Consider the following 26143-nt stretch of genomic DNA (forward strand, 5'->3'; position numbering starts at 1 on the left):
GGAGCTGACGAATACTAATCGGTCGAGGGCTTATCCTACAAAGTTTACGAAGTAAACTTACTTCGTAAGCATATGCTTTACTTAAGGAATTCAAACTTTCGCATCCAGTTTTCAAGGCGCAAGCTTTGGATTTATTCCCTGATAGCTCAGTTGGTAGAGCACTCGACTGTTAATCGAGTTGTCACAGGTTCGAGTCCTGTTCGGGGAGCCATTATGCTCTCATAGCTCAGTAGGTAGAGTGCATCCATGGTAAGGATGAGGTCACCGGTTCGATCCCGGTTGAGAGCTCCAGACGAATTTTTTAATAAGGCCCGTTGGTCAAGGGGTTAAGACACCTCCCTTTCACGGAGGTAACAGGGGTTCGAATCCCCTACGGGTCACCAATTTCCGAATACTTTTCGGAAATACCGGGGACAATTAAGGAAGCTTAGCTCAGCTGGGAGAGCATCTGCCTTACAAGCAGAGGGTCGGGGGTTCGATCCCCTCAGCTTCCACCATTTTCAATAATGGGGATTAGCCAAGCGGTAAGGCAACGGACTTTGACTCCGTCATTCCAAGGTTCGAATCCTTGATCCCCAGCCATTTTATTGCGAGCCATTAGCTCAGTTGGTAGAGCACCTGACTTTTAATCAGGGTGTCGTAGGTTCGAGTCCTACATGGCTCACTTTCTTTAATAAGTTTTACCCATGCGCGTATGGCGGAATTGGCAGACGCACCAGACTTAGGATCTGGCGGGCGACCGTGGGGGTTCAAGTCCCTCTACGCGCACCATACTTAAAGTTCAAACCTTCAGGAGATGTCCTGAAGGTTTTTTTGTGCTACATTGTAGCCATACTACCCGAGCAAAGGAGAGAAATGACGTGAATGAAACGATAAGCTTGTTACAAAGCCATCGGTCTATTCGGAAGTTCATGAAGGACCAGGTAACGGAGGAGCAATTGGATGCGATCATATCCGCGGCTCAACATGCATCGACATCAAGTAATATGCAAGCTTACTCGGTAATTGGCATAACGGATAAAGAATTGCGCAGCGAGCTCGCTAAGCTGGCTGGCAATCAGGTTTATGTGGAGGAGAGCCCGGTGTTCCTCGTTTGGTGTGCGGACTTGTACAGATGGGAACAGGCGGCCAAAAGACATTATGAAGGCGAGATGCCAAGCACGACTGAGAATTTTATTATCGGGACAGTGGATACGGCTTTAGCGGCTCAGAATGCGGCTGTCGCTGCCGAGTCTCTTGGTCTTGGCATTGTCTATATTGGCGGCATACGTAATCAACCGGAACGTGTTTCAGAGCTTCTGCAGCTTCCTAAGCATGTCTATCCGGTATTTGGGATGTGTATAGGGGTTCCGGATCAATCTCCGCTTGAGCGGCCCCGTTTGCCTCGCAAAGCGGTTTATTTCGAGAATAGTTACAAGCCGCAATCCATAGACTCGGCAATTGAAGCTTATGACGAGACGTTAAGTACTTACATGAAAGCAAGGACAAGCGGAAAGGCAGCTACAACCTGGTCACAGGCGATGGCAACTAAAGCGGGACCGGTACGTCTTCATATGCGTTCGTTTCTTGAGAAGCAAGGATTTAATCTCGAGTAAGATTAATCCGCTTAATATTCAATAGTAAATCTGGCCAAGTATCAGATTTCTGTCATTGACATCTCATCTGAGAACGATTATCATTATACCTAGTTTATAAATGATAATTGTTATCACGGACGCGCTGCGAGCGCACACTAATGAAAACGGTCTGCCTTACGGCATCGGAAGGAGCGTGCAGGTCAAATGATTCGTCTTGCGACTTCGAATCTGGACATTGCTTATGATGATCGACTCATCGTTCAAGATTTAAATATTGCTATCCCTCAAGGTAAAATTACAGCCCTTGTCGGCTCCAATGGTTCTGGTAAATCGACCATACTGAAGACGATGGCCCGGTTGATGCATCCAGCTGGAGGCAGTGTCCTGTTGGACGGAAGATCGATCCATAAACAGTCTACGAAAGAAGTGGCGAAACAACTTGCGATTTTGCCGCAAAATCCGACAGCTCCGGACGGCCTTACGGTTGCCGAGCTTGTATCGTATGGCCGATTCCCTTATCAGAAAGGTTTCGGATCCTTGACGAAGGAAGACCGCCGTATCATTCAATGGGCAATCGAAGCAACTGGCATGGGTGAATTCACCGACCGGCCGGTTGATCAATTGTCAGGCGGTCAGCGCCAGCGTGCATGGATTGCGATGGCACTTGCGCAAGAGACGGATATTTTGTTCCTGGACGAACCAACCACGTTCCTAGATATGGCGCATCAGCTCGAAGTATTGCATTTGTTGCAAAAGCTTAATGAGCTGAATAACCGTACGGTCGTTATGGTTGTTCATGATTTAAACCATGCTTCCCGTTACGCGCACCATATGGTTGCGATTAAGAAGGGGACTGTTGTTGGAGAAGGAACTCCCGCAGAAGTTATGACGCCGGATATTTTGCGCGAAGTATTTAATATCGAAGCAGATATTATACCGGATCCTCGCACGGGAGTACCGCTTTGTTTGCCTTATGCGCTCGCTGGTGAACCAGCTGCTGATAAAGTCTTGTCCAGCCCGCAACAAGAACGAATTCTAACTGCCGCTGGAGCTTAAATAAACCCGTAAAACCGTGCTTGATTAAGCGCGGTTTTATCTTTTTTCAAAAGTCTTAAAAAAACTTTTATAAAACAGTTGCATTTTGTTTTTGAAGGTGATATATTATTACTTGTCGCCGCGATGATAACGATAACGACGACAGCGAAAGTAACATGCGGAAGTGGCTCAGCGGTAGAGCATCGCCTTGCCAAGGCGAGGGTCGCGGGTTCGATTCCCGTCTTCCGCTCCATAATGTGCGGCCTTAGCTCAGCTGGATAGAGCGTTTGACTACGAATCAAAAGGTCAGGAGTTCGAATCTCTTAGGCCGCGCCATTCTTCATCATAATACTTACTTATAATTGTCGGGATGTAGCTCAGCTTGGTAGAGCACCTGGTTTGGGACCAGGGGGTCGCATGTTCAAATCGTGTCATCCCGACCAGTTTATACGCGGGTGTAGTTCAATGGTAGAACTTTAGCCTTCCAAGCTAATAGCGTGGGTTCGATTCCCATCACCCGCTCCAAACTCAAACAATCTCCTTCTTCGGAAGGAGTTTTTATATTTTAATCCTTATGTCGGCAGCTCCCTCGGGGGCTGCCTTTCCTGCGTTCTGAAAGAAAGTCGATGCTTCGGGCTTCAACCAAGCGGCATTTTGTAGTATGATAATAGGAAGTTGAAAATGCGTTTAAGTACAGGAGGATCAGTATGTCGGACCAAGTAACATCGACTTTATCGGCACAACACCGGCCGCAGGCTAACAATTTGCTGCGCAGAGACGTCCGTTTCCTAGGCAACATACTTGGGGAAGTGCTCGTCCATCAAGGCGGTCGCGAACTGCTGGATATCGTCGAGCAAATTCGTGAAACAAGTAAAGCATTACGCGCAGAATTTGTACCTGAGCTTTTCGAACAGTTTAAGACGACAATTGCATCATTAAGTCCCGAAATTCGCCATCAGGTGATCCGTGCATTTGCGATCTATTTCCAATTGGTCAACATTGCAGAGCAGAATCATCGTATTCGCCGTAAACGCGACTATGAGCGTTCCGCTGGGGAAAGCGTACAACGAGGTTCCATTGAGAGCGCCATTTCCGATTTGAAAGAGCGCAACATCGATGTGGAAGGCGTTCAAGAAATCCTGAGCAACATTTCGCTTGAGCTTGTTATGACCGCGCATCCAACGGAAGCGACACGTCGTGCTGTGCTTGATATCCATAAGCGGATTGCTGAAGATGTTATGGAGCTTGACAACCCGACCCTCACATACCGCGAACGCGAAATCCTCCGGGACAAGCTGCTGAATGAGGTTCTTATTTTGTGGCAAACGGATGAGCTCCGTGGTCGTAAACCAACTGTTATTGATGAAGTGCGCAACGGTTTGTATTATTTCGACGAAACGTTGTTCGAAGTACTTCCTAACGTATATGAAGAACTGGAACGCAATCTTTCGAAATATTATCCGGGCGAGTCGTGGCATGTACCAAGCTATCTGCGTTTTGGCTCCTGGATCGGCGGAGACCGCGACGGCAACCCGTCCGTAACCGCAAAGGTAACCTGGGAGACGCTGACGCTGAACCGCCAGCTTGCCATTAAGAAATACGAAGAGAAGCTGAATGAGCTTCTGAACATTTTGAGCTTCAGCACGAATCTCGTTGAAGTATCGGAAGAACTGATTAATTCCATTAAGAAAGACCGCGAGCACGTCGAGCTCAAGTGCATCGACCTGTGGCGCAATGCGAAAGAACCTTACCGCATTAAGCTGGGCTTTATGCTGGAGAAGCTGGCAAATACTCGCGACGAGTCGATGAAAGGCTCGCCTATGCGTTACAACAACGCTAGCGAACTGCTTGAAGATCTGCATATTATCGACCGCAGCTTGCGTGCGCATTTTGCTGATTATGTAGCGGATACCCATATCGGCAAGCTGGTTCGCCAAGTCGAGTTGTTTGGCTTCCATATGCTTACGCTAGATATCCGCCAGCACAGCCAAGAGCATGAGAATGCGATGTCTGAAATTTTGTCGAAGATGAATATCGTACACAACTACGGTTCGTTGTCAGAAGAAGAGAAGATTGAATTGCTCAGCAAATTGCTCGAGGATCCACGTCCTCTTACTTCTTCGCATCTGGATTACTCGGCATCGACTCGCGAGTGCTTGGACGTGTATCACACGGTCTACAAAGCACAACAAGAGTTCGGTCCGGAATGTATCTCGACTTATCTGATTAGTATGACGCAAGGCGCAAGCGACATGCTGGAGGTTATGGTATTCGCGAAAGAGGTTGGCTTGTTCCGCAAAGAAGCAGACGGCAGCGTTCGTTGCACTTTGCAATCCGTACCTCTCTTCGAAACGATCGACGACCTTCATGCTGCCCCAGGCATCATGAAATTGCTCTTCGAATTGCCAATCTATCGTCAAGCTGTTGCTGCTCGAGGCGACCTGCATGAAATTATGCTTGGTTACTCCGACAGTAATAAAGACGGTGGCGCGGTTACGGCAAACTGGGAGCTGCGCGTAGCGCTCAACGATATTACGGCAACAGCCGGCGAACACGGCGTGAAGCTGAAGTTCTTCCATGGCCGCGGCGGCGCGCTTGGCCGTGGCGGCATGCCTCTTAACCGCAGTATTCTGGCTCAACCGCCACATACCGTTGGCGGCGGCATCAAAATTACGGAGCAAGGCGAAGTGCTGTCTTCCCGTTATTCGATGCAAGGCATTGCTTACCGCAGTCTGGAGCAAGCAACATGGGCGCTAATCACGGCGGCTCGCCTGGCGAAATATCCGCAAGCACAAGATGAATCAGTGCTTAAAGAGTGGGAAGAGATCTCCCGTTCGATTTCGGAGACTGCGCTGAACAAATATCAGGATCTGATTTTCCGCGATCCGGACTTCCTGACGTACTTCAAGGAGTCGACTCCGCTTCCAGAGGTTGGCGAACTGAATATCGGTTCCCGTCCATCCAAACGGAAAAACAGCGACCGGTTCGAAGATCTTCGCGCCATTCCTTGGGTATTCGCTTGGACGCAAAGCCGTTACTTGCTGCCTGCATGGTATGCAGCCGGCACTGCGCTTAAGCAATATACCGGAGACGATGCGTCCCGTCTTGAAACGCTGAAGACGATGTACGAGAAATTCCCGTTCTTCCGTTCGCTAATTGATAATCTGCAAATGGCGCTTGCCAAAGCCGATCTGACAATTGCGAAGGAATACGCGGATATGATCGCCGACGACACTATTCGTGAACGCATCTTCACTCAGATCGAGAACGAATATAAGCTGACTTCGGAAATGATCCTGAGCATCACGGGCCAAGATGAGATTTTGGACAACGTACCTGTTATTCAGGAATCGATTCGTCTGCGCAACCCGTACGTCGATCCGCTCAGCTACATGCAAGTACAGCTTCTGACAGAGCTTAGAGCGCTGCGTGCGAAGGAAGAAGATGATCCTGAGCTGCTCCGCGAAGTGCTTCTTACCATTAACGGAATTGCTGCGGGTCTGAGAAACACGGGCTAACAGCTAGTTATTATACGGGCAATTCGGCTTATAACAGCCGGATTGCCCGTTTTTTATGTAGATTGGCCTATTATTTATGCTCCTTTATAATCCGCTTAAGTTTGATTTAAGGTACAACCTTCATGATAGTAATCAAGCAGGCGGCAGCAATACTAATTGCATGACAAAGGAGCGATTACGATGAATCATAACGAATTCGAAAATAACCAAGTAAACGGAAACGATACAAACCATACAAAACACACAGAGCCTGCAGCAGAACATAAGCCTTACACCTATACTTATGGGCCAAGCCGTTCAGCTGCGAATCTTCGCGAAGCTTACGAGAACCAACTGCAGCTAATGGGGACAGGCGGCGGTGCAAATGGAGGAGGAGCAGGACAAGGCGGCAAGAAAAGCAAGAAATCGCAGGCCAAAGCAATGGTAGCCGCATTCCTCGTAGGTGCTGTCGTCATAAGCGGATTTATGTACGCTTCGGACCGGACGAACCTGTTTACCGGTAATCAACCATCCTCCGCGGCAACTACGCTAGCTAGCAACTCGGCCCAACAAGCCGCAGGCGTAACAACAGCTTCCGTAAGCGTCGATGCATCGATTGCGGATGTGTACAAAGCAGCATCTCCGGCGGTCGTGAAGGTTGAGAATTATACCGCGCCGGTGCAAAGCATGGGTAGAGGATTCGGCGGCAGAGGCGGAAACGGCGGAAGCGGCTGGCAGGGATTTGGCGGACAGGTACCGCAAGAAGGCAATGATAACGGCCAATCCAATAATTCCGAGGATAGCTCGCAGCTCGAACTTGCGGGAACGGGAACAGGGTTCTTTTTCGAATCCTCGGGATACATTCTGACCAACGATCACGTAGTTGAAGGCGCGGCACAAGTGAAGGTTCAAGTAGAAGGCTACGATGAGCCATTTGTTGCGGAAGTCGTTGGGGAGAGTGCGGATCAGGACTTGGCGGTTTTGAAAATTACCGGAACCAAAGCGTTCCAGACGTTAGCGATTGGCGACTCGGATCAAACAGCAATCGGCGACTGGGTTATTGCAATCGGCAATCCTTACGGTTTTGACCATACGATGACCGTTGGGGTGCTTAGCGCGAAAGAGCGGCCAATCACGATTCAAGGAGAAGACGGCGCGGATCATCAATACGAACATCTGCTGCAAACCGATGCTTCCATTAATCCGGGCAACTCCGGCGGACCGCTCCTCAATGCAAAAGGCGAAGTCATTGGAATTAATACCGCTGTTAACTCGGAAGCGCAAGGGATTGGTTTTGCCATCCCGACTAGCACGATTCAAGATACGCTAAAACAACTGCTTGGACACAATGTTTAATGTCATCATCCATTCATAACGTTTAGTAGGATAGAAGAAGCCAAATGGCTTCTTCTTTTTTTGCATTCCAGGGGGGAGACCGATATAATAGATCAGATGTGAATGGAGGATTTTTGGTTAAATGAGAACTTCATCCTCGGGTTATTGGACGGCAGTTATAATGGTGATTATCGCGGCAGCATGCTACGGAATGATGACACCGCTGCTGAAACTTGCCTATGATCAGGACTATTCCTTTCAACAGATTACGGTTCATCAGGCCGGAATGGGGACAGCGCTGTTATGGCTTCTCGTTGCAATCAGGCGAGGCTCATGGGGCCGGCATGCTTTTAGCTTGAAACATTGGGGAATGCTTGCGGTTACGGGGATATTTGGTCTCAGTTTGACGACGATCTGTTATAATCAAACTTTGGAGAGACTGGATGCTTCTTTCTCAATTGTCTTGCTTTTTCAGTTCATGTGGATTACGATTTTTCTAGAGAGTTTGTGGAACCGGAAATGGCCAACCAAATGGCAATGGACAGCTATTGCAATGGCAATGGCAGGAACGGTGCTGGCTGCGGGGCTGCTTCAGAATAAGCTCGCGAATCTCAATTGGACCGGTGTAGGATTAGGGTTAGCTTCTGCGGTATCGTACAGTTTGTTTCTGTTTCTGGCGGGCAGAGTCGCTCCTTCCTATGATCCCGTTTTTAAATCGGCTATTATGATGTCATTTGGATTACTGGTTATTGCAGCCTTATACGGCTATAAATCATTTGAAGACAGCACGGACCTGCAGTGGGGATTGATCGGCTGGGGTATCGCGCTTGGGCTGCTCGGGCAAGTCATACCCACGGTTTTTTTCAACGCCGGAATTCCGCGGATCGGAAGCGGGCTGGCTTCCATGCTTGGAGCGATGGAGCTACCGTTTGCGGTTGTAAGTGCCTATCTTATTCTTGGCGAACCGGTATCGCTTAGAGCTGTGGCCGGCATTTTGCTCATTTTGGGCGGGATTGTACTTGCGGAATACGGTTCATGGCATAAGAAAGCTGCCGATTGAACGTGAGGTTGCGCTTACGAAGTAAGAATTTTCACAAAGAGCATGTGAAAATTCTTTGTAGCCCTTGCTTACGAAGTAAGAATTTTTACGAAAAGCACGTAAAAATTCTTTGTAGGAGGACAAATAGTGAATGTATTGGAAGCCCGTCTCGCCCGGCTAGCACTCAAAGGCGACCAACGGGCATTTGCTGAGCTTGTGGGGCTGTATCAGGACAAGCTGTTCCATATGGCCTACCGAATGTTATATAACCGCCAAGAAGCGGAAGACGTCGTACAGGAGACGTTCCTGCGCGTCTATAAAAACCTGGAGCGTTACGATGAGTCGCTGAAGTTCTCCACGTGGATTTATCGGATCGCGACAAACTTATGTATCGACCGGTTAAGGAAACGGAAACCTTCTTATTCGCTCGATGCGGAGTCTACGGATCATGAAGGCCTCGACGGCTATTCCATGATTCCGAGCGATGACCGTACGCCGGAGTCCGAGCTTCTGCTGTCGGAAACCCAGCGTATTATTCATGATGCGATCGAATCGCTGCCTCCGAAGTACAAAACGATTATGATGCTCCGCTATATTCAGGAGATGTCCCTGCAGGAAATCGGCGACGTATTGGACATGCCGGTAACGACGATCAAGACACGCGTCCACCGCGGCAGGGAGTTTTTGCGGAAAAAGCTGGAGCATAAACTGTAGACGAAAAAAAGTGAAACATCTACAACGAGCATTACGTACTCTATAAATGTGAAGAGCTTATGCGCGAGCAAACGAAAGAAAGGACTGGCTGCTATGAATTGCAACGTCGCGGTTGTATGGATGCATGATTATTTAGACGGCGATCTGCCGCGTGAAGATGCGCAGGAATTAAAGACTCATTTGCACTCATGTCCCGCTTGCCTAGCCCGCTTTGAACAGCTGGAGAAGACGGAAGCGATGATGCTGGGTACTCTAGAGCATAGCGCTTCTATTCCCGATTATAATAAATCAGCTTTAACGGATCGTATTATGGCTCAGTTGCCTAAAGCGGCAAAAACAAAAGAGCGCCGCGGCTTGCTCCGGTACATCTACAAGTATCCGGGACTTGCGGCCGCAGCGTTGTTCGTGCTTGTCATGCTCGGCAGCTTCACTTCCATGTGGGAGCAGGATTCCAAGCTGATTGTATCGGGTGAAGATCTGCAGCAGGTTGTCATTAACGGAAACACGGTTACGGTTCCCGAAGGCGCTCATGTAAAAGGTAATCTGGTTGTCGAGAATGGAACGGCTGAAGTGCAAGGCGAAGTAGATGGCAATGTAACGGTCATCGACGGCAACCTGAATCTGGCATCAACCGGGTATATTACTGGACAAAGCCGGACCATCGATCAGGCGCTAGACTGGTTCTGGTACAAAGTGACGGAAACGTTTAGCGGATTGGCTAATTAGGACGAAACTGCCTCTCTTGCAGAGAGGCAGTATTTTTTTTCTGAAAAAAAGGGTTTCCAAGTGCAATTCTAGAAAACAATAAAGTTGAATCCAGAAGTTTGTCGTTGGCAGTTTGGGGGTTGAGCTATGAATTACTTCAATGATTTGACTTGGAATGGCTGGATTAAAGACATCATCGATGTCGGTATAGTTAGTTATATTATCTATAAATTGATTTTGCTGGTTAGAGGCACAAGAGCGGTCCAGCTGCTGAAAGGGATTCTGGTCCTGGTTGGAACATGGGCCATCAGCACCTGGTTTAACTTGTATACGCTGAAATGGCTGATGAACCAGATGTTTACGTTTGGTGTATTGGCGGTATTTATTATTTTCCAACCGGAACTTCGGCGTGCGCTTGAGCAATTAGGACGAGGTAAGCTGTTTGCCCGTACTTCAACGCTGGAGAAAGATATTGTTACCGAGCAGATTGAAAGGGTCATGAAGGCCGTTCAGCATATGGCTCAGCGAAGCGTCGGAGCATTGATCGTATTTGAACGAAATACGGGAGTTACCGAGCTGATTGAGTCCGGGATCCAGATGGAGTCGCGGATTACGTCCGAGCTGCTCATCAATATTTTCACGCCAAATACTCCGCTGCATGACGGAGCCGTTATAATCCGGGGCAATCAAATTATGGCTGCCGGTTGTTATTTGCCGCTGTCGGAAAATCCGTTCATCAGCAAGGAACTCGGGACTCGCCATCGCGCTGCCATTGGGGTTAGCGAGGTAAGCGACGCCATAGCGGTTATTGTATCGGAAGAGACGGGACAAGTCTCCCTTGCGATCAACGGCATGATTGTGCGCGATATTAAGGAAGAATCGCTTATTTCCAAGCTGTATGAAGAGCTGACGCCGAGTCAGACGAGCAGCAAGGAGCGGGCATCCGTCTCCTCGTTCTCGTTCTGGAAGCGGAAAGGAGGCCGCGATGGATAAGTGGTTAAGTCATCCGACGATCCTTAAGATTTTGTCTGTTGCCATTGCGCTGATGTTGTGGGCGATGGTCCACTTCGATGCGGAGTCGACGCCGGCTACCGTAACTTCCAATATGGATACGAAAGTTATCGAGGCGGCTGCGGTTACCGCGACTGGACTTGATGAAACGAAATATGCCTTAGTCAATGTCGAACCTACCGTTGTTCGGATGGTGGTTGAAGGCCGCAAAGCGAATCTGTTGAAAATAAATGAAGACGAGGGTTATGCGGTCCATCTGGATTTAAGCGATGTGACGGCAGGCGAGCATGTGGTGCCGTTGACCTACGATTTGCCCAAGGGCATTAGTCTGATTGAAATGTCTCCCCGTTCCGCTACAGTAGATGTGGTGGAGATCGAGACCAAAACGTTCGAGCTTGGGGTCGCAACGGAAGGGACGCCCGCGAATGGATATATTGCTGGCGAGCCAACCGTCAAATCCGGAACTATCGTGAATATTACGCTACCGAAGGATGAGATGGCTCTAGTAGGCGCGGTGCGTACAACCGTTGACATCGAAGGCGCGGAAAAAACCGTCGTGAACAAAAAAGCGCAGGTTGTCGTATATGATACGGAAGGCGAAGCGATGGAGCATGCAATCATTAAGCCGGCGACCGTCGAAGTGGAAGTGCCGGTTACGCCGCCGCTCAAGACGATGCCTTTGCAGTTAAGCTTTACGGGAAGCCTGCCTGATGGACTGAGCGTAAGTTCGGTAAAGGCGGATATTGATAAAGTTGCCGTATACGGTGATCAGAAGCTGCTGGATTCCATGGATACATATACCGGCGGCGTTGTAGTTGATCTATCCAAAATTAAGGAATCCGGTACGGTTAAAGCGAAAGTAACGGCTGTTGGCGATGTGAAGATGGTCGAGCCGGCTGAAATTAATGTTGAGGTTACCGTGGTACCTTCGGAGACGCTGACGCTGGACCGGAGCGTAATCATGAACGATCTACCGGAAGGGCTGAAAGCCGCTTTCAAAGAGCCTGCAGACGGTCATATCTCAATCACAGTCCGTGGTGCGCCTAATATTCTTGCGGCGATTCAAGACGATGATGTACGGCTTATAGCCGATCTTAGCGAGGCGAAGGTCGGGCAAGCGACCTTCCCGCTGCTCGTGAAGCTGCCGCGATTCATTGATCTGGCGGACGAGTCGCAGAAATTCTCGATTAAGCTTGATATAACGGACAAAAATGCATCAACCGGGAATAACTCGGACGGTGGCGGAGATGTTCCGGCCGGCGGACAGCCGGAACATCCGCCAAGCCAAACTCCGCCACCGGATACGGGGACGGGAACTGACTCCGGTTCGAATAACGGGACAAACACCGGTACAGGGAACGGTACAAATACCGGCACGGATCCGGATTCGAGTACCGAACCGGACCCGTCAGACTCCAATACGAGCGAATAAGGCTGTATTGCGCAAAGAAAACGGAAATTAAAAGTAGTTCAAAAGCGGCCTCAGATCGAGTAGGATTAGGAATAGGCCATTTGAAGCAGATTTTTTGGACAAAAGGGGCATGAGAAGATATGGGGAAATATTTTGGAACGGATGGTGTTCGCGGGGTTGCCAATAGCGAACTGACTCCGGAGCTTGCTTATAAAATCGGCCGCTGCGGCGGTTATGTTCTAACGGGACAGGCGGATAAGCCAAAGGTGGTTATTGGTCTGGATACGCGGATTTCGGGTCCGATGCTGGAAGCTGCGCTTATTGCCGGCCTTCTATCTATTGGCGCGAGCGTTATTCGCCTTGGCGTCGTATCGACCCCAGCCGTAGCGTATATTACGCGTGAGCTTAAAGCAGATGCAGGCGTTATGATTTCGGCTTCGCATAACCCTGTTCAAGATAACGGCATTAAGTTTTTTGGCGGCGACGGCTTCAAGTTGTCCGATGAGACGGAACTTGAGATCGAACGCCTGATTGACGCGGAAGCAGATGAGCTTCCACGCCCAATCGGCGGTGATATCGGAACTGTAATGAACGATGACAACGCGAAATACCGTTACCTGGATTATTTGAAAACAACGATCAGTGGCGATTTCAACGGCCTGAAGATCGTTCTCGATTGCGCGAATGGCTCTGCTTACGAGCTGGCGCCAAAAGTATTCCGCGAGCTTGGCGCGGAGATCATTACGGTCGGCGCGGAGCCGGACGGCCGCAACATTAATGCAGGCGTTGGTTCGACGCATCCGGAATATTTGCGCGAGCAAGTACTGGCGCATGGCGCGGACCTGGGCCTCTCGTTCGACGGTGATGCAGACCGTCTAATCGCGATTGACGACAAAGGCGAAGAAGTGGACGGCGACTATATCCTGTGCATTTGCGGCGACGCGATGAAGCGGGCCGGCAAACTGAGCAATGAGACGGTTGTAACGACGGTTATGGCGAACATCGGCTTCTTCAAAGCGACGCAGCGCCTGAGCTTGCAAACGGCTCAAACGGCTGTTGGCGACCGTTACGTAATGGAAGAAATGCGCCGCGGCGGATTTAACTTGGGCGGCGAACAGTCCGGCCATGTTATTTTCCTCGATTACAATACAACCGGCGACGGTATTCTGACAGCCTTGCAACTGGTGGACACGCTCGTGGCATCCGGCCAGAAGTTAAGCGAGCTTAAAAACCTGATGAGCAAATATCCGCAGGTGCTGGTGAACGTTCGCGTAGCAGACAAAAGCCTATACGCGGGCAATGCCGCAATTGCGGCTGCTGTAGAAGAAGTGGAGAAGGAGCTTGGCGATAACGGCCGCGTGCTCGTTCGCCCTTCCGGTACGGAATCGCTCATTCGCGTCATGGCGGAAGGTCCGGACAAAGAACAGATTGAAGCTTATGTAGCGCGAATTGTTGATGTCGTGAAAGAGCAATTGGGCTAAAGATTAGTTGGCTTAACAGTCAACATGGATTCGGTGCCGACAAATATAAAGATCCCCACGAAATTCGTGGGGACTTTTACATTTGTGGCTAGACCAATGAATATATAGGTAATGTAAGGAAGTTTTTTGCTTCAAAAGCTAGGGCAAATGTAGGGCCGGGCTTGGGCATTTTGGACGAGAAGGCGTATATTTATAGGGGAAATTAGGGGCGTTGTTCGTCCTGCGCCTAAAGTTCAGGTTGCGAAACAAGTCGAAAGTGAATATGATAGAAAGTATGATTCCAGCAGGAAAGCGAGGATAGCGGTTCAAATAAAGTTTCATAAGCGCCAGAGCTTCAAGGGGATGATGCCTTCTAAATCCGGATATCAGGATGAGGAAGGATCATACGAGGAAGCTGACGAGGTGGGGGTGTTCGAAATATTCGGCGGGGACCTCCCGGTTATGGATAGCCAACCGAAAGCCGCAACGCAAAAAGATTGGGCGACTGATCTCACAAACGTTCGGCAGGCTACACGTCTTCTTTACCTTTCATTCTTTTCGAGTTTATTAACATGCTCCCGTATGTCTATGGTGCCGCCTGAGAGGTCGGCACGGGCAAGAAGGGAAAATAAAAAGCCTGTGCCGCATATAGGCTGGCTGCCGTAGTCATAGTTGGGAGACAACTATTTGATTATCGGAGGTCTTTATATATGTGTGGTATTGTTGGATATATTGGTAAACGTGATTCTCAGGATATTTTGATCGAAGGACTTAAGAAGCTGGAATACCGGGGTTATGATTCCGCTGGTATTGCGGTATTCACGAAGAACGGACTGGAGATCAAGAAATCCAAAGGCCGCTTGGCTGTGCTGGAGGATAAACTGCGCGATGAGCCGCTTGCCGGGTCGGTCGGTATCGGTCATACGCGTTGGGCAACTCATGGCAAACCATCGGACGTGAACTCGCATCCTCATACGGATAACTCGGCTAAGTTCTCGGTTGTGCATAACGGCATTGTCGAAAACTACCTGGATCTGAAAGATGAGTTGATCGCGAAAGGTCATCGTTTTGTGTCGGAGACCGATACGGAAGTTATCTCGCACCTGGTTGCTGACGAATATGATGGCAACATTGTCGAAGCGGTACAACGCGCTGTAAAACGGATGCGCGGCGCATTTGCGCTGGGCGTATTAACAGAATTCGAACCAGAACGTCTGGTTGCGGTTCGTTTTGCTAGCCCGCTTGTTATCGGCATTGGCGAAGGCGAGAACTTCATCGGGTCGGATATTCCGGCAATTTTGGAGCATACTCGAAATGTATACATCTTGAACGACGGCGAAATGGCTGTATTGACACGTGATGGTGTCGAACTGATGACGACAGAGGGCGAATTTATTTCCAAGGAAATATACCATGTCGATTGGGATCTTGTAACAGCAGAGAAAGCCGGATTTGATCATTTTATGCTGAAAGAGATTTACGAGCAGCCGAAGGCTTACCGTGACACCATGCTGGGCCGCATTGCGGAAGATGGCAAGTCCGTAAACCTGCAAGAGCTGACGATGACAGCTGATTACATCAAATCGGTTCGCAAAGTGCATATCGTTGCTTGCGGTACGGCTTATCATGCCGGCATGGTTGGCAAAACGGTTATTGAATCGCTCGCGCGTATTCCGGTTGAGACGGATGTAGCATCCGAATACCGTTACCGTTCGCCAATTATTACGCCTGATACGCTTGTTATCGTAGTAAGCCAATCCGGTGAAACTGCCGATACGCTGGCTGCGCTTCGCGAAGCGAAACGCAACGGTGCACGCGTACTCGCAATCACTAATGTTGTAGGCAGCTCGGTTGCCCGCGAAGCGGATGACGTGCTTGTTACTTGGGCAGGTCCGGAGATTGCGGTAGCTTCGACGAAAGCTTACACTTCGCAGCTGATTGCCTTCTACCTGTTTGGTCTGCACCTGGCATGCACGTTGGGCACTAAAGACGAGGCAACGGTTGCAGGCTTGATCGCCGCAATGAACGAGCTTCCAGAGCAAGTGGAGAGCATCCTTGAGAATGCTCCGGTTCTGAAGCAAGTAGCAGAGTCGATCTCGCATCACAAAAACCTGTTCTTCATCGGCCGCGGCGTTGACTATGCAGTCGCGCAAGAAGGTTCGCTGAAGCTGAAAGAAATCTCTTATATTCACTCCGAAGCGTATGCGGCAGGCGAGCTGAAGCATGGCACGCTGGCATTGATCGAGGACGGCATTCCGGTTATCGCGCTCGTTACGCAAGAAGAGCTGTATGAGAAAACGCTGAGCAACATCAAGGAAGTGAAAGCTCGCGGCGCGCATGTTCTGGGCCTCGCAAACGCAGGCAGCGAAGTTGAGGTAGGCAAGTCCGTTGACGAATTGTTCGCGATTCCGAAGACGCTGCCGCTTCTTGCACCGGCTCTGTCGGTTGTGCCTTTGCAGCTGATCTCCTACTACGCATCACTGGCACTTGGCCATGACGTGGATAAACCGCGTAACCTCGCGAAATCCGTAACGGTTGAGTAATATAGTTCTAATAAACAACAAAAAATACCCGATGAGGCTTTTATAGATCATCGGGTATTGTTATGATGGGGCCATCCATTAATAGCAGATACACGAATTACACTTAGGTAAGCAGGATTGCAAGGAGGATTTATGGGAGTTTGGGGAACAGGATTATACGCAAATGACTGCGCTCTTGACGTGAAGGACACATATATAGAATTCCTTCAACAACAGTTGAGTAATGAGGAAGCTACCCAACGAATATTGGAGAAATTTGAAGAGTATATGGAAACCGAGGATGAACCGTTTTTGTGGTATGCGCTCGCAGACACGCAATGGAAAAAGGGGCGTTTAACGCCAGAAATTAAGGAGAAAGCGCTAGAATGGATAAATAAAAATGGCGGACTAGGGCTTTGGGCAGATAGTAAGAATGAAGGTGTTGGCTGGAAAAAGACACTTAGCAAGTTAAGAGAAGAGCTTATGTCACCGATGCCACCCGAAAAGAAAATTAGGAAACCGATTGAATTTGTTCGTAATCCTTGGAATATTGGCGATGTATACGCCTACCAGTTTCACGCTGATTTTGCAAAAGAACAGGGTTTGTTTGGCAAATATATTTTGTTTCAAAAAATAGGGGATACAGAATGGTGCAATATGACTTTGTCGATTATTCAGGTCTTTGACCGGGTGTTTGATGAATTGCCTGAGCTGGCTGCAATTGAAGGGGCTCGTTTGCTTCCTTTAGCTCATCCTCCTGGTTATGGATTTGCTCCAAAAAGTATCGCTGAATATGTCCCTTCGTTCGAAATGTATCTGAGGGCATTTATGGATTATGAAAAAAAATCAAATTACCCAAAAGACTTTCTTACCTTCATAGGAAACGATCCTATTACGGCAATTAACTATCCAGCAAATAAGCTCGGTAGCTTTTCCTGGGATAAAGATCGAATGGAAGAATGGTTATGTGAGTACTATGTAAATTGGCAAAATGTTAAATATTGATTATGGCTAAGGAATGGAAAGAGAACTCAGATTATTAATCTGGGTTCTCTTTGTTTAGGTGCGCCCAGCAAGGGCGCTATCTCATGGGTTCAAGTCCCGAATGGTGAAGGCGGTTACTAATCAATTGCTGCAGACGATCCGCCGTATCTGGGGATGCGATGAACATCATGATTCTCATATCTGGATTAGTAGTCGGCTGCAAGGTCACATGTTCAAACTCCATTTCTCCGATTAGAGGATCGTATTTCCGCTTGTGATGATCGGTTATTGCCTGTACGTCATTAAGCGGCCATGTGTCCTTGAATAAGGGGCTCGTCTGCATAAATTCCTCAATAAGCTCTTTGAACCTTGGGTCATTGGGATAGCGGGCGTAGTCCGCGCGAAACTGCGCGATTAAGATCTTGACCCTTGCTTCCCAATCCTTGCTGTTTGATTCTAGGCTGCCGAGGGTCAGCAAATGTCTCATCCAATTCGTTCTGGAATAGTGGGGCTTATCTGTTGGAGGCAACTGGAATACGAGCTCGCTGGCCTTGTTCCCATGCAGCAAGTCCCAATATCTCCCGATAATAAACGCCGGATTCGGCTCAAGAATTTGGATCATCCGTTCGAGCCCAGGCGTCAGCTCTTGCTCCGCCTGTTGTTCCGGCTGTAACGGCCTTGCAAGTAAATGGAGGTGATGGCGCTCGGTCTCCGTCAACCGAAGTGCTAAAGCAATATTATTTAGTACTTCCTCAGAGGGATTAACATCTCTGCCTTGCTCAAGCGAGGTATACCAGGATGTTCCGATGTGAGCTAGCTGTGCAACCTCTTCCCGCCGAAGTCCTGTTGTCCTTCGACGACCGTAAGCGACTAGCCCTACATCTTCTGGAGAAAGCCGCTCCCGGCGTGAACGTAAAAATTCAGCAAGCGGCGTTCTCGAAGAAATTTCCGTCAATGTTATTCTCCTCCTTAGCCTGATACTCCCAATCATACGATAAAGGCAGGCAGGTAGCCACTTATCGGTTTTAGTATACTGCCCATAAGCAATCAAATAACAAGCAGGAGTGGAATAGAAATGAACCTATTTGTGACAGGATCGACAGGTAAGGTAGGGAGCCGATTTGTACCGCGTATGCTGCAGCGAGGACATCGCGTGAAGCTGCTGGTCAGGGAGGCGGCCAAGGCGGAATGGCTGAGGGAACAGGGAGCGGAATTGGTTGAAGGAGATCTCTTGCAGCCGGATACTTACTTGCATGCGTTGCAAGGCTCGGATGTTGTGATTCATCTTGCCGCGCAATTCCGAGGCGTAGATGAACAAACAACGAGAAGTGTAAACTTCGATGGAACGATTGCATTAGCTCATGCGGTTCTAAAGGCGGAGGTGCCGAGGTTTGTATTCGCAAGTACCAATAATGTATACGGCTCTGCGGGGCGCTCGCGACCTAACCGTGAGGATGATGAGCTAAGACCAGCTTTTGCTTATCCGCAATCCAAAGCGGAAGCCGAATTGTCGCTGATGAAGCTGTATCGCGAGCAGGGACTGGGTCTCCGCATTATTCGTCTTCCTTTCATATATGGAGATCGTGATCCGCATATTGAAGAGTTTGTTCCCTATCTTCGTAATTGGCATCCTGCCAAACGTATTCATATGGCGCATCATGCCGATGTCAGTCAAGCTCTTCTGCTAGCTGCGTCAACGCCAGGGATTGATGGCCGGATCTACAATGTTGCCGATGATGCGCCAATCTCCGTCGCGGAGCTGCTGCAGCTGCAGCAGCTCGATCATGCGCCTGAGGCGCTGCAGCAGGAATATGATGCATGGGATATGATCGTTGATACAACCCTCATAAGAGAGGAACTGAATTATCGGCCGGTTTTCCCTTCGTTTTATACGGCGAGGGATGCTGGTACGCTTTAAGAAAGTTTAGGACATGAACATTAACATGAACAAGAAAGCCTTGAACCTCTACTGAAGAGGATCAAGGCTTTTCGTCGATAGCAGGGCGGAAATTTTGTCCGGGTCACCTTGATTTCTTGTTCTGCTGCAACCGCTAAGAAGAAATCAAGAGGAAACGGGCAAGGGGGTCTATATGGGGCTGCTCCTTGCGGGGGCTAGAATAAGATAACGAACATTGTGCAAGAAGAGACAGAAGGCTTCTTTGGCAATATTTTGGAGAGTCTGAATCTCTGATAATTTCACCTGATTCGAAGCTTGCTCCGATATAATAGAAGAACATAAAGTTGAAGGCAAGCTATGATAGCAGACAACCTAGAACAGCTGAAGAGGAGGACGGCATGCATGAAATGGAGACGGCGCTTCTTGCCGGATACATTAAAGGGCAGGCTCAGCATTCTGCTCGTCATAGTCACGATTACGCCAATCATTCTGATCGGCTTCACCTCTTTTTATTGGATGTATAGAGTGCAGCTCGAAAAGATAAGCACTAGTTATCAATCTTCCGTCAATAACGAGAAGCAAGCGCTTGAGAAGGCGTTCGACAATTTGAGCAGTGTCTCGCAGCTGCTTGTTGTCGACGGCGGACTAGGCGATGACGTTATTCAATATTTATCAACGGAGGATCCGCTTGAGAAGACGGACTGGTTCCTGAGCATTGACAAATCGTTGACTAATATTATTTATTCGAACCCTACTGTAAACGCTTTATTTTTCTACATGCCCGATCATGAGAATGCGATCCAATTCGATTCCGCCCCGCAGCGAACGGAAATCACCCTTCACCAATTCGAAGAGCTTCCGTTTGACATGTTATACCGAGGCAATCAGCTTATTTTTCATGCGCCGCATCTGTCAGTGCTTCGCGGTCATGACGATCTGGTGGTGTCGCTGGCCCGGACAATTGAATACGGCGATCACAAGCAATATACGATCTATCTGGAGACAAAGTTTATGGAGCTGGTGCATGAGTCTTCGGCTGGCACGCCGGACAGTTCTTCCATCAAGCTGCTTGTTGGACCGGATGGCACAGTGAAGTACAGCGATATTCCGCATTCGATTCGGGAAGGGATTAAGTACGCTGAAGCGAAAGAGACGCTGAACGGTTATAAAATATTTGCTTCGGAGAACGTGAACGGCTGGAGCTTGTATTCCCTTATTCCGCTTGGAGAATACCAGAAGGAAATCCGGCAATGGCAGAAGCAATTCCTCGTGATGGGCGGCCTTTCGCTGCTTGTGACGATTGCTGCTGCCTCCTATATTTGGCGGATGGTGTATCGTCCCTTGCAAAATATTAACCGCGAAATTAAACGATTCAGCTACAACCAGACAGAAGGCCGCAAGCTGCAGACCCGTCTGCAAGAATTCGATATGCTTTTCGGCAACTTCCAGGATATGCGAGAGAAAATCGTCGAGCTTCTCTACGAGGTGGAACAGAAGGAAAAACGACGCGGAGAGCTGGAGGTGGAGAAGCTGAGAGCGCAGATTAACCCGCATTTTCTGCACAACTCGCTAAATACGATTCAATGGCTTGCGCGGGCGAACGGACAGACCGAAATCTATAATCTCGTTAAAGTATTTACGCGCGTATTGCACTACAATTTGGGTAAAAGCAGCATGATTGTTACGATTAAAGAAGAAATCAAAGCGCTGCGAGACTATGTAGAGCTGCAAAATATCCGCTACGATTACCGCTTCAATGTACAAATTGAACCGGATCCGGAACTAGGGGACGTACCGATTCCTCGGTTTGTGCTGCAACCGCTGGTTGAGAATGCGCTATATCATGGATTGATGAGCGAGCATGGAGATATTATAGTCCGGATTAGCCGGACGGAGAAAGATACGGTATCCATTACCGTATCCGATAACGGCAAAGGCATTCAGCCTGACAAAATCAAAGAGCTGCAGGAAGGGAATCGCAGCGCTGGCCTCGGTATTGGGTTGAACTACGTGGAGAAGATGCTCGACTTGTATTATGACAATCGGGCGGAGATGCGCATTGAGAGCATCCTGAATGAAGGTACAAGCATTACGATTAGCTTTCCGGATCGGCTAACGGGGAAGGAGGAAGCAAATGATTAAGGTGCTTTTGGTGGAAGACGAACCACTCGTTCGGCGGGGAATCCGCAGCATGATGCCTCTGGGAGAGTACGGCATGGAGCTTATTGGGGAAGCTGCCAGCGGTGAAGAAGCGCTTGCGGTACTCGAGCGCCAGCCGGTCGATCTTGTCATTACGGATATCTCCATGCCGGGCATGAATGGGCTGGAATTAATCGAAGTGATTAAGGAGCGTTTTGTGCATACGCGCTCCGTCGTTCTAACCTGCCATCAGGATTTCGACTATTTGCAGCGAGCGCTGCGTTTAGGAGCTATTGACTATCTTGTCAAAACGCAGCTGGACGATGACTCTGCCGCAGATATGCTGAAGCGGGTATCCGATATGCTGGGGATGCTGCGGAAGCCTGGAATAGATGATCATGCACCGGAGGCAAGAGCAGATTTCCAAGAGTTATCGCGCGGCTGGGGCGAATTGTTCTGGTTAGTGGAACGCGAGGGGTTTGAGATGCTTGCCGCACGTTCCGCATCCGCCCTGCATCCGGAAGCTTGGAATGCGCTGCTTCTCAGAGAGCATGAGGGCTGGCTCACCAAATGTCCGCTGCTTGAGCCATTACGCGGTTCGAAGGCGGGACTTAACGGGAAAGATACCGTTAACGGGATCAAGGAATGGCTCGTTACCTTCCGTGAGGAGGCCTTGATGCTGCTGCGCCGGACCATGTACTCAGAGGAAGTCATAGCATCGGTCGTCCGCGCTCTCGATCTGCTGAACGGACATACGGGAGAGCGGATGAACCAAGCCGAACTCTGTAAAGAAATCAACATGAGCATCAGTTATTTCAGCAAATGCTTTAAAGAAATTGTTGGCCTGCCGTTTGTCACTTATGCGCAGGATCGGAATATCCGGCATGCCCAGCAGCTTCTTCAGACGACGAATATCCCTGTTTATCAGGTAGCCGAACAGTCAGGGTTTCAGGATGAGAAATATTTCGGTAAAATTTTCAGACTAAAAACCGGACGTTCGCCAAGTGAATACCGCTTGCTCTATAGAGAATGAACTTCGCAACCTAAAAACCGACTCGCCTCGAAAAAAAAATTCGACGGCTGGGGCGGTTTTTTTTGTTCTGCCGGTCAAACATGAAGCAAAGTTTTCGCCGTGTTACGAGAAATCATCGTGTAACGCCATTTTGGTGAATCCGTTTACAATTAATTTATCGAAGCAAGAATGGAGGAAGACAGGATGAGAGCGGCAATCAAAAGCAAAGGGCTGCGGGACTTGGTGTATAACCGCTATCTCTATCTACTGGCCCTACCGGCCGTATTATTCAGTATCGTTTTCGCTTATCTGCCGATGATTGGCGTTGTGATCGCTTTTCAGGATTTTAACCCGATTAAAGGTTTATGGGATAGTGAATGGATTGGACTTAAAAATTTCGAGTTTTTCTTTCGCGGCCAGGATTGGCTGATTATTACGTATAACACCGTTTTATACAATCTGATGTTTATTGCGACCGGCACGCTGATGTCGCTGACGCTTGCCATCATGCTGACCGAGCTTGGCAAGAACGCCATCGTTAGAACGATGCAATCCATCATGATTTTGCCGAATTTCATCTCTTGGCCAATCGTTGGACTGTTCTCCGTTACTTTTTTTACGGCAGACACGGGCGTCATTAATCACTTTTTGTCTTCCATCGGGGCGGGGACGATCGACTTCTATACAAATGCGGATGTGTGGCCGCCAATTCTGGTATTGATGAACTTGTGGAAAACGGCAGGTTTTGGCGCAATCGTCTACATGGCTGCTATCGTCGGCATTGATAAGGAGATGTACGAAGCCGCCCGAATCGACGGGGCATCCAGATTACAGAGTATTTTCCGGATTACGTTGCCCATGCTTAAGAGTACGATTGTCATGCTGTTCCTGCTAAGCCTAGGCGGCATATTCGGCGGTAATCTGGACATGATCTTCTCCCTCGTTGGCGATAACAGCTTCCTAGCCAGCCGGACGGATACGATCGATACTTATGTATTCCGGGCGCTGCGAACATCAGGCTCATTAGGCATGACTCAAGCCATATCGCTGTACCAGTCGATTGTTGGCTTCATACTCGTCGTAGCGGCGAACAAAATCGCGGGCAAGCTGGATAAAGACTCGGCGTTATTCTAAGCAAGGGAGAAAGCATATATGAAGGATTCCAGATTCGACAAAACACTTAAAGCCATCTTCTATCTATTCGCCGCAGTATTTGCGATCGTATGCCTGTATCCGTTTCTGCTGGTGGTCGGGAGCTCGTTTACTGACGAGACAACCTTGCTCCAAGACGGATACAACCTGCTGCCGAAGGCTTTCTCGGCAGCTGCCTATCAGGCGATATTCGCAACGCGGACTATTCCTGACGCCTATCTTGTCACTTTGTTCGTTACGGTCGTTGGGACGGGGCTAAGCCTGTTGGCGACTAGCATGGCCGCTTATGCTCTGTCGGGAAGACGGCTGCGCTACGCTTCTCATATCGCGTTGTTCTTCTATTTCACCATGCTGTTCAGCGGCGGGATGGTATCCAGTTATATTTTGACCACTAAATACTTGGGACTGCAAAATTCAATATGGGTCTATATCCTGCCCGTGCTTGTATCGCCTTGGAACATGTTCCTTATGCGTAATTTCTTCAATGATATTCCGAAGGAGCTATTTGAATCAGCCAAGCTGGAAGGAGCGGGAGAAGCCCGTATTCTTCGGTCCATCGTCATTCCGCTGTCGCTGCCGGCCATGGCCACCATCGGTTTGTTCTATGCTCTTGGCTACTGGTCTTCCTGGCAGCCGGCCATGCTTTATATCGATAACCCGCAATTATTCTCGCTTCAGTACATTATTATGCAGATCATTCGCAACGTCGATATGGCGCAAAGCATTGCGGTCGCTGGCAGTCAAACGGCCATGTCTACGGCTCCGGCTTATACGGTGCGGCTTGCGACGGCTATGGTTACGATAGGGCCAATCGTATTCCTGTATCCGTTCCTGCAGCGTTACTTTGTCGGCGGTTTGAAGGTAGGCGCGATTAAAGGCTAAACTTGGCCGGCAGGCCAATTAGCATATAGAATTACCGTATACATACAGGGAGGGTTCACACATGAGGAAAAAGGCAACCAAATCATTCGTGCTTATCATCTCGATGATCATGTTGTCCGGCACGTTGGCAGCGTGCAGCGGCGGGGACAATAACACAACTGAGAAATCGAATGGAGGAAGCAATAGCGAGGAGAATAAGTCCTCGAACGTTTCGTCCATTCCGGAGGAAACGACATTAAATATCATGTTATGGGGCGACAAACCGAAGCAGTTCGATGACGTTGTCGCTGAGTTCGAGCGTCAAACGAAGGATACGCTTAACTTGAAGCTGAACTTCACCTTTACGCCGCAGGCGGACTATGTCAACAAGCTGAAGCTGAAGCTGGCAGCTGGCGAGCAGGTGGACATCGCATTTGATGCTCCTTGGATGAACATGAACACCTTTATCGCCCAGAACAATTATACGAATCTGGATTCTTACTTCAATAATGACAAATACCCGGGACTGAAGAAGGCATTCGGAGAAGGCTATTTGAACAACAATAAATTTACCGGAGCAGACGGCCAGCCGCATACGTACGGCGTACCGCTGGGCCAATACCTTGGGGATCTAAGCGCTATTTATTATCGCAAGGATCTTGCCGCGAAATACGGCATGTCCGATATTACAACGTACGATCAGCTGCTGGCATTCTACGATAATGTTATGAAGAACGACAAGAATATGATTCCGCTCGTCATCAAGAATGATGGACAATACGGTACCGTAACCGTCATTGAAGGAAACAAAGAAATGCCGAACAAATCGGCAGCCGGCTTATGGGATATTACTCTCGGGCCAAACGTGACGGCAACCGCGCACATTCAAGATAATAAAGTTTCCGCGGTGTCGTTGACGGGGGATAAAGCGGAGAATATTGCCGCGTTCCCGGAACCGTTCAACAAGAAGGATTACACGACGTACCAGCAGATCCGCGAGTGGCATGATAAGGGCTACATCGAAAAAGAGCCAATCGTGCGCAAAGATGCCAAAGGTACGTTTACGGCTGGGAAAGCCGCGTCGATGGTGGAAGGTTTGTCGAATATCGATGCCATTAACGCACAGCTGAAAGCAGGCGTTCCTTCTGCGGAATTGGGTGTCTTTGTTACCCAGGAGACGGCACGCAACAAAGTACAGCCGAATCCTAACTATGTTAGCGATTTTAGAATTTGGAATTTCCTTTGCATTCCTGAAACCTCGGAAAATGCCGATCGTGCCATGGCGTTTGTCAACTGGCTGTTCGAAAGCCAAGACAACCATGATTTGTTCGAGCTCGGCATTAAAGGGAAGAACTGGGAGACGGTAGGCGACGATAAATTCAAATATCCGGACGGTATTGATTTGACGCAGAACTACTCCTTCCCGGGCTACATGCTCACTTGGAATCCGAACTATATCCGCCTGTCGAGCACAGTGCCTGACCATCTGGTAGAGTACTACCGTTATATTGCTGACGAGAAGACATACATCAAGTCAGCGGTCGCGGGCTTCGCCTTTAATCAGGATCCGGTTAAAAACGAGTTGGCTAACCCCGATTTCGTCAAAGTGTCCAATGATGAGCTGGCCTACAAGCTTGGGATGGTAGGAGATCCGGCTAAAGGCATGGCGAAACTGCAGCAGAAATGGGAAAGCAATTCCCGCCTGCAGCAAGATATCGAGACGATCAAAGCAGAGTTGCGCAAGCAGCTTGAGGCGTACTTGGATCAGCAATCGGCTGGCTAATCAGGATAT

At 49.0% G+C, this 26143-nt stretch carries 19 protein-coding genes and 11 tRNA genes; 29 read left to right on the top strand and 1 reads right to left on the bottom strand.

Translation table 11 applies throughout. The features are described from left to right. The first annotated feature begins 135 nt into the window (after nt 1-135). The 23 genes from QQK89_RS14605 to QQK89_RS14715 all read left to right on the top strand — a co-directional run bounded on the left by QQK89_RS14605 (nt 136) and on the right by QQK89_RS14715 (nt 17311). Nucleotides 136-211: transfer RNA gene (locus QQK89_RS14605), tRNA-Asn, on the top strand. Between the two features lie 4 nt (nt 212-215). Beyond that, nucleotides 216-291 (top strand) — tRNA-Thr (locus tag QQK89_RS14610). Nucleotides 292-308: 17 nt separating this feature from the next. Continuing rightward, nucleotides 309-383, top strand: a tRNA-Glu gene (locus QQK89_RS14615). A 38-nt stretch (nt 384-421) separates the two neighbouring features. Beyond that, a tRNA-Val gene (locus QQK89_RS14620) sits at nt 422-497 on the top strand. 10 nt (nt 498-507) lie between these two features. Further along, nucleotides 508-582: transfer RNA gene (locus QQK89_RS14625), tRNA-Gln, on the top strand. 9 nt (nt 583-591) lie between these two features. Then, a tRNA-Lys gene (locus QQK89_RS14630) sits at nt 592-664 on the top strand. 24 nt (nt 665-688) lie between these two features. Continuing rightward, nucleotides 689-771: transfer RNA gene (locus QQK89_RS14635), tRNA-Leu, on the top strand. 89 nt (nt 772-860) lie between these two features. Next, nucleotides 861-1595: an oxygen-insensitive NADPH nitroreductase gene (gene nfsA, locus QQK89_RS14640; RefSeq protein WP_284239311.1), complete on the top strand. Its 735-nt coding sequence runs from the start codon at nt 861-863 to the stop codon at nt 1593-1595. A gap of 186 nt (nt 1596-1781) precedes the next feature. Further along, entirely contained in the window at nt 1782-2633 is an 852-nt protein-coding gene (locus tag QQK89_RS14645) for an ABC transporter ATP-binding protein (RefSeq protein WP_284239312.1), read from the top strand. A 157-nt stretch (nt 2634-2790) separates the two neighbouring features. Then, a tRNA-Gly gene (locus tag QQK89_RS14650) sits at nt 2791-2865 on the top strand. Between the two features lie 6 nt (nt 2866-2871). Then, nucleotides 2872-2948: transfer RNA gene (locus tag QQK89_RS14655), tRNA-Arg, on the top strand. A gap of 30 nt (nt 2949-2978) precedes the next feature. Further along, nucleotides 2979-3055, top strand: a tRNA-Pro gene (locus QQK89_RS14660). An 8-nt stretch (nt 3056-3063) separates the two neighbouring features. Continuing rightward, nucleotides 3064-3137 (top strand) — tRNA-Gly (locus tag QQK89_RS14665). 182 nt (nt 3138-3319) lie between these two features. After that, a complete protein-coding gene (gene ppc / locus QQK89_RS14670) occupies nt 3320-6130 on the top strand; it encodes a phosphoenolpyruvate carboxylase (protein WP_284239313.1) in 2811 nt (936 codons plus the stop codon). A 180-nt stretch (nt 6131-6310) separates the two neighbouring features. Beyond that, the gene (locus tag QQK89_RS14675) at nt 6311-7465 is read left to right on the top strand and encodes a S1C family serine protease (RefSeq protein WP_284239314.1); all 1155 of its coding nucleotides are present in this window, start codon (nt 6311-6313) and stop codon (nt 7463-7465) included. A gap of 121 nt (nt 7466-7586) precedes the next feature. Then, a complete protein-coding gene (locus tag QQK89_RS14680) occupies nt 7587-8504 on the top strand; it encodes a DMT family transporter (protein WP_284239315.1) in 918 nt (305 codons plus the stop codon). A gap of 126 nt (nt 8505-8630) precedes the next feature. Next, nucleotides 8631-9197 (top strand): RNA polymerase sigma factor SigW, encoded by a 567-nt coding sequence (gene sigW / locus QQK89_RS14685; RefSeq protein ID WP_284239316.1) that lies wholly within the window; start codon nt 8631-8633, stop codon nt 9195-9197. A gap of 93 nt (nt 9198-9290) precedes the next feature. Further along, the gene (locus QQK89_RS14690; RefSeq protein WP_284239317.1) at nt 9291-9923 is read left to right on the top strand and encodes a zf-HC2 domain-containing protein; all 633 of its coding nucleotides are present in this window, start codon (nt 9291-9293) and stop codon (nt 9921-9923) included. A gap of 126 nt (nt 9924-10049) precedes the next feature. After that, nucleotides 10050-10895, top strand: a complete 846-nt coding sequence (cdaA, locus tag QQK89_RS14695) for a diadenylate cyclase CdaA (RefSeq protein WP_284239318.1) — start codon at nt 10050-10052, stop codon at nt 10893-10895. Further along, a complete protein-coding gene (locus QQK89_RS14700; protein ID WP_284239319.1) occupies nt 10888-12345 on the top strand; it encodes a CdaR family protein in 1458 nt (485 codons plus the stop codon). The genes cdaA and QQK89_RS14700 overlap by 8 nt, the downstream gene beginning before the upstream one ends. 119 nt (nt 12346-12464) lie before the next feature. After that, complete coding sequence (gene glmM, locus QQK89_RS14705; RefSeq protein ID WP_284239320.1) at nt 12465-13805, top strand: phosphoglucosamine mutase; 1341 nt, start codon at nt 12465-12467, stop codon at nt 13803-13805. 689 nt (nt 13806-14494) lie between these two features. Next, nucleotides 14495-16327: a glutamine--fructose-6-phosphate transaminase (isomerizing) gene (gene glmS / locus QQK89_RS14710; RefSeq protein WP_284239321.1), complete on the top strand. Its 1833-nt coding sequence runs from the start codon at nt 14495-14497 to the stop codon at nt 16325-16327. Nucleotides 16328-16459: 132 nt separating this feature from the next. After that, nucleotides 16460-17311, top strand: coding sequence for a hypothetical protein (locus QQK89_RS14715; protein ID WP_284239322.1), 852 nt, complete (start codon nt 16460-16462; stop codon nt 17309-17311). 76 nt (nt 17312-17387) lie between these two features. Here QQK89_RS14715 and QQK89_RS14720 read toward each other — a convergent pair whose 3' ends face one another. Next, entirely contained in the window at nt 17388-18245 is an 858-nt protein-coding gene (locus tag QQK89_RS14720; RefSeq protein WP_284239323.1) for a helix-turn-helix transcriptional regulator, read from the bottom strand. Between the two features lie 120 nt (nt 18246-18365). Here QQK89_RS14720 and QQK89_RS14725 point away from each other — a divergent pair, with 120 nt between their 5' ends. From QQK89_RS14725 to QQK89_RS14750, 6 genes are all read left to right on the top strand, one after another. Then, entirely contained in the window at nt 18366-19208 is an 843-nt protein-coding gene (locus QQK89_RS14725) for an NAD-dependent epimerase/dehydratase family protein (protein WP_284239325.1), read from the top strand. 381 nt (nt 19209-19589) lie between these two features. Then, nucleotides 19590-21329: a sensor histidine kinase gene (locus QQK89_RS14730; protein ID WP_284239326.1), complete on the top strand. Its 1740-nt coding sequence runs from the start codon at nt 19590-19592 to the stop codon at nt 21327-21329. Further along, complete coding sequence (locus QQK89_RS14735) at nt 21322-22359, top strand: response regulator transcription factor (RefSeq protein ID WP_284239327.1); 1038 nt, start codon at nt 21322-21324, stop codon at nt 22357-22359. Before QQK89_RS14730 ends, QQK89_RS14735 begins: the two co-directional genes overlap by 8 nt. A 183-nt stretch (nt 22360-22542) precedes the next feature. Continuing rightward, nucleotides 22543-23472 (top strand): ABC transporter permease, encoded by a 930-nt coding sequence (locus tag QQK89_RS14740; protein ID WP_284239328.1) that lies wholly within the window; start codon nt 22543-22545, stop codon nt 23470-23472. 18 nt (nt 23473-23490) lie between these two features. Beyond that, on the top strand, nt 23491-24372 hold the full coding sequence (locus tag QQK89_RS14745) for a carbohydrate ABC transporter permease (protein WP_284239329.1): 882 nt from the start codon (nt 23491-23493) through the stop codon (nt 24370-24372). 61 nt (nt 24373-24433) lie between these two features. After that, complete coding sequence (locus QQK89_RS14750) at nt 24434-26134, top strand: extracellular solute-binding protein (RefSeq protein ID WP_284239330.1); 1701 nt, start codon at nt 24434-24436, stop codon at nt 26132-26134. The last annotated feature ends 9 nt before the right edge of the window (nt 26135-26143 follow it).

The organism is Paenibacillus glycanilyticus, from assembly GCF_030161375.1.
Classification (GTDB): Bacteria; Bacillota; Bacilli; order Paenibacillales; family Paenibacillaceae; genus Pristimantibacillus; species Pristimantibacillus glycanilyticus_B.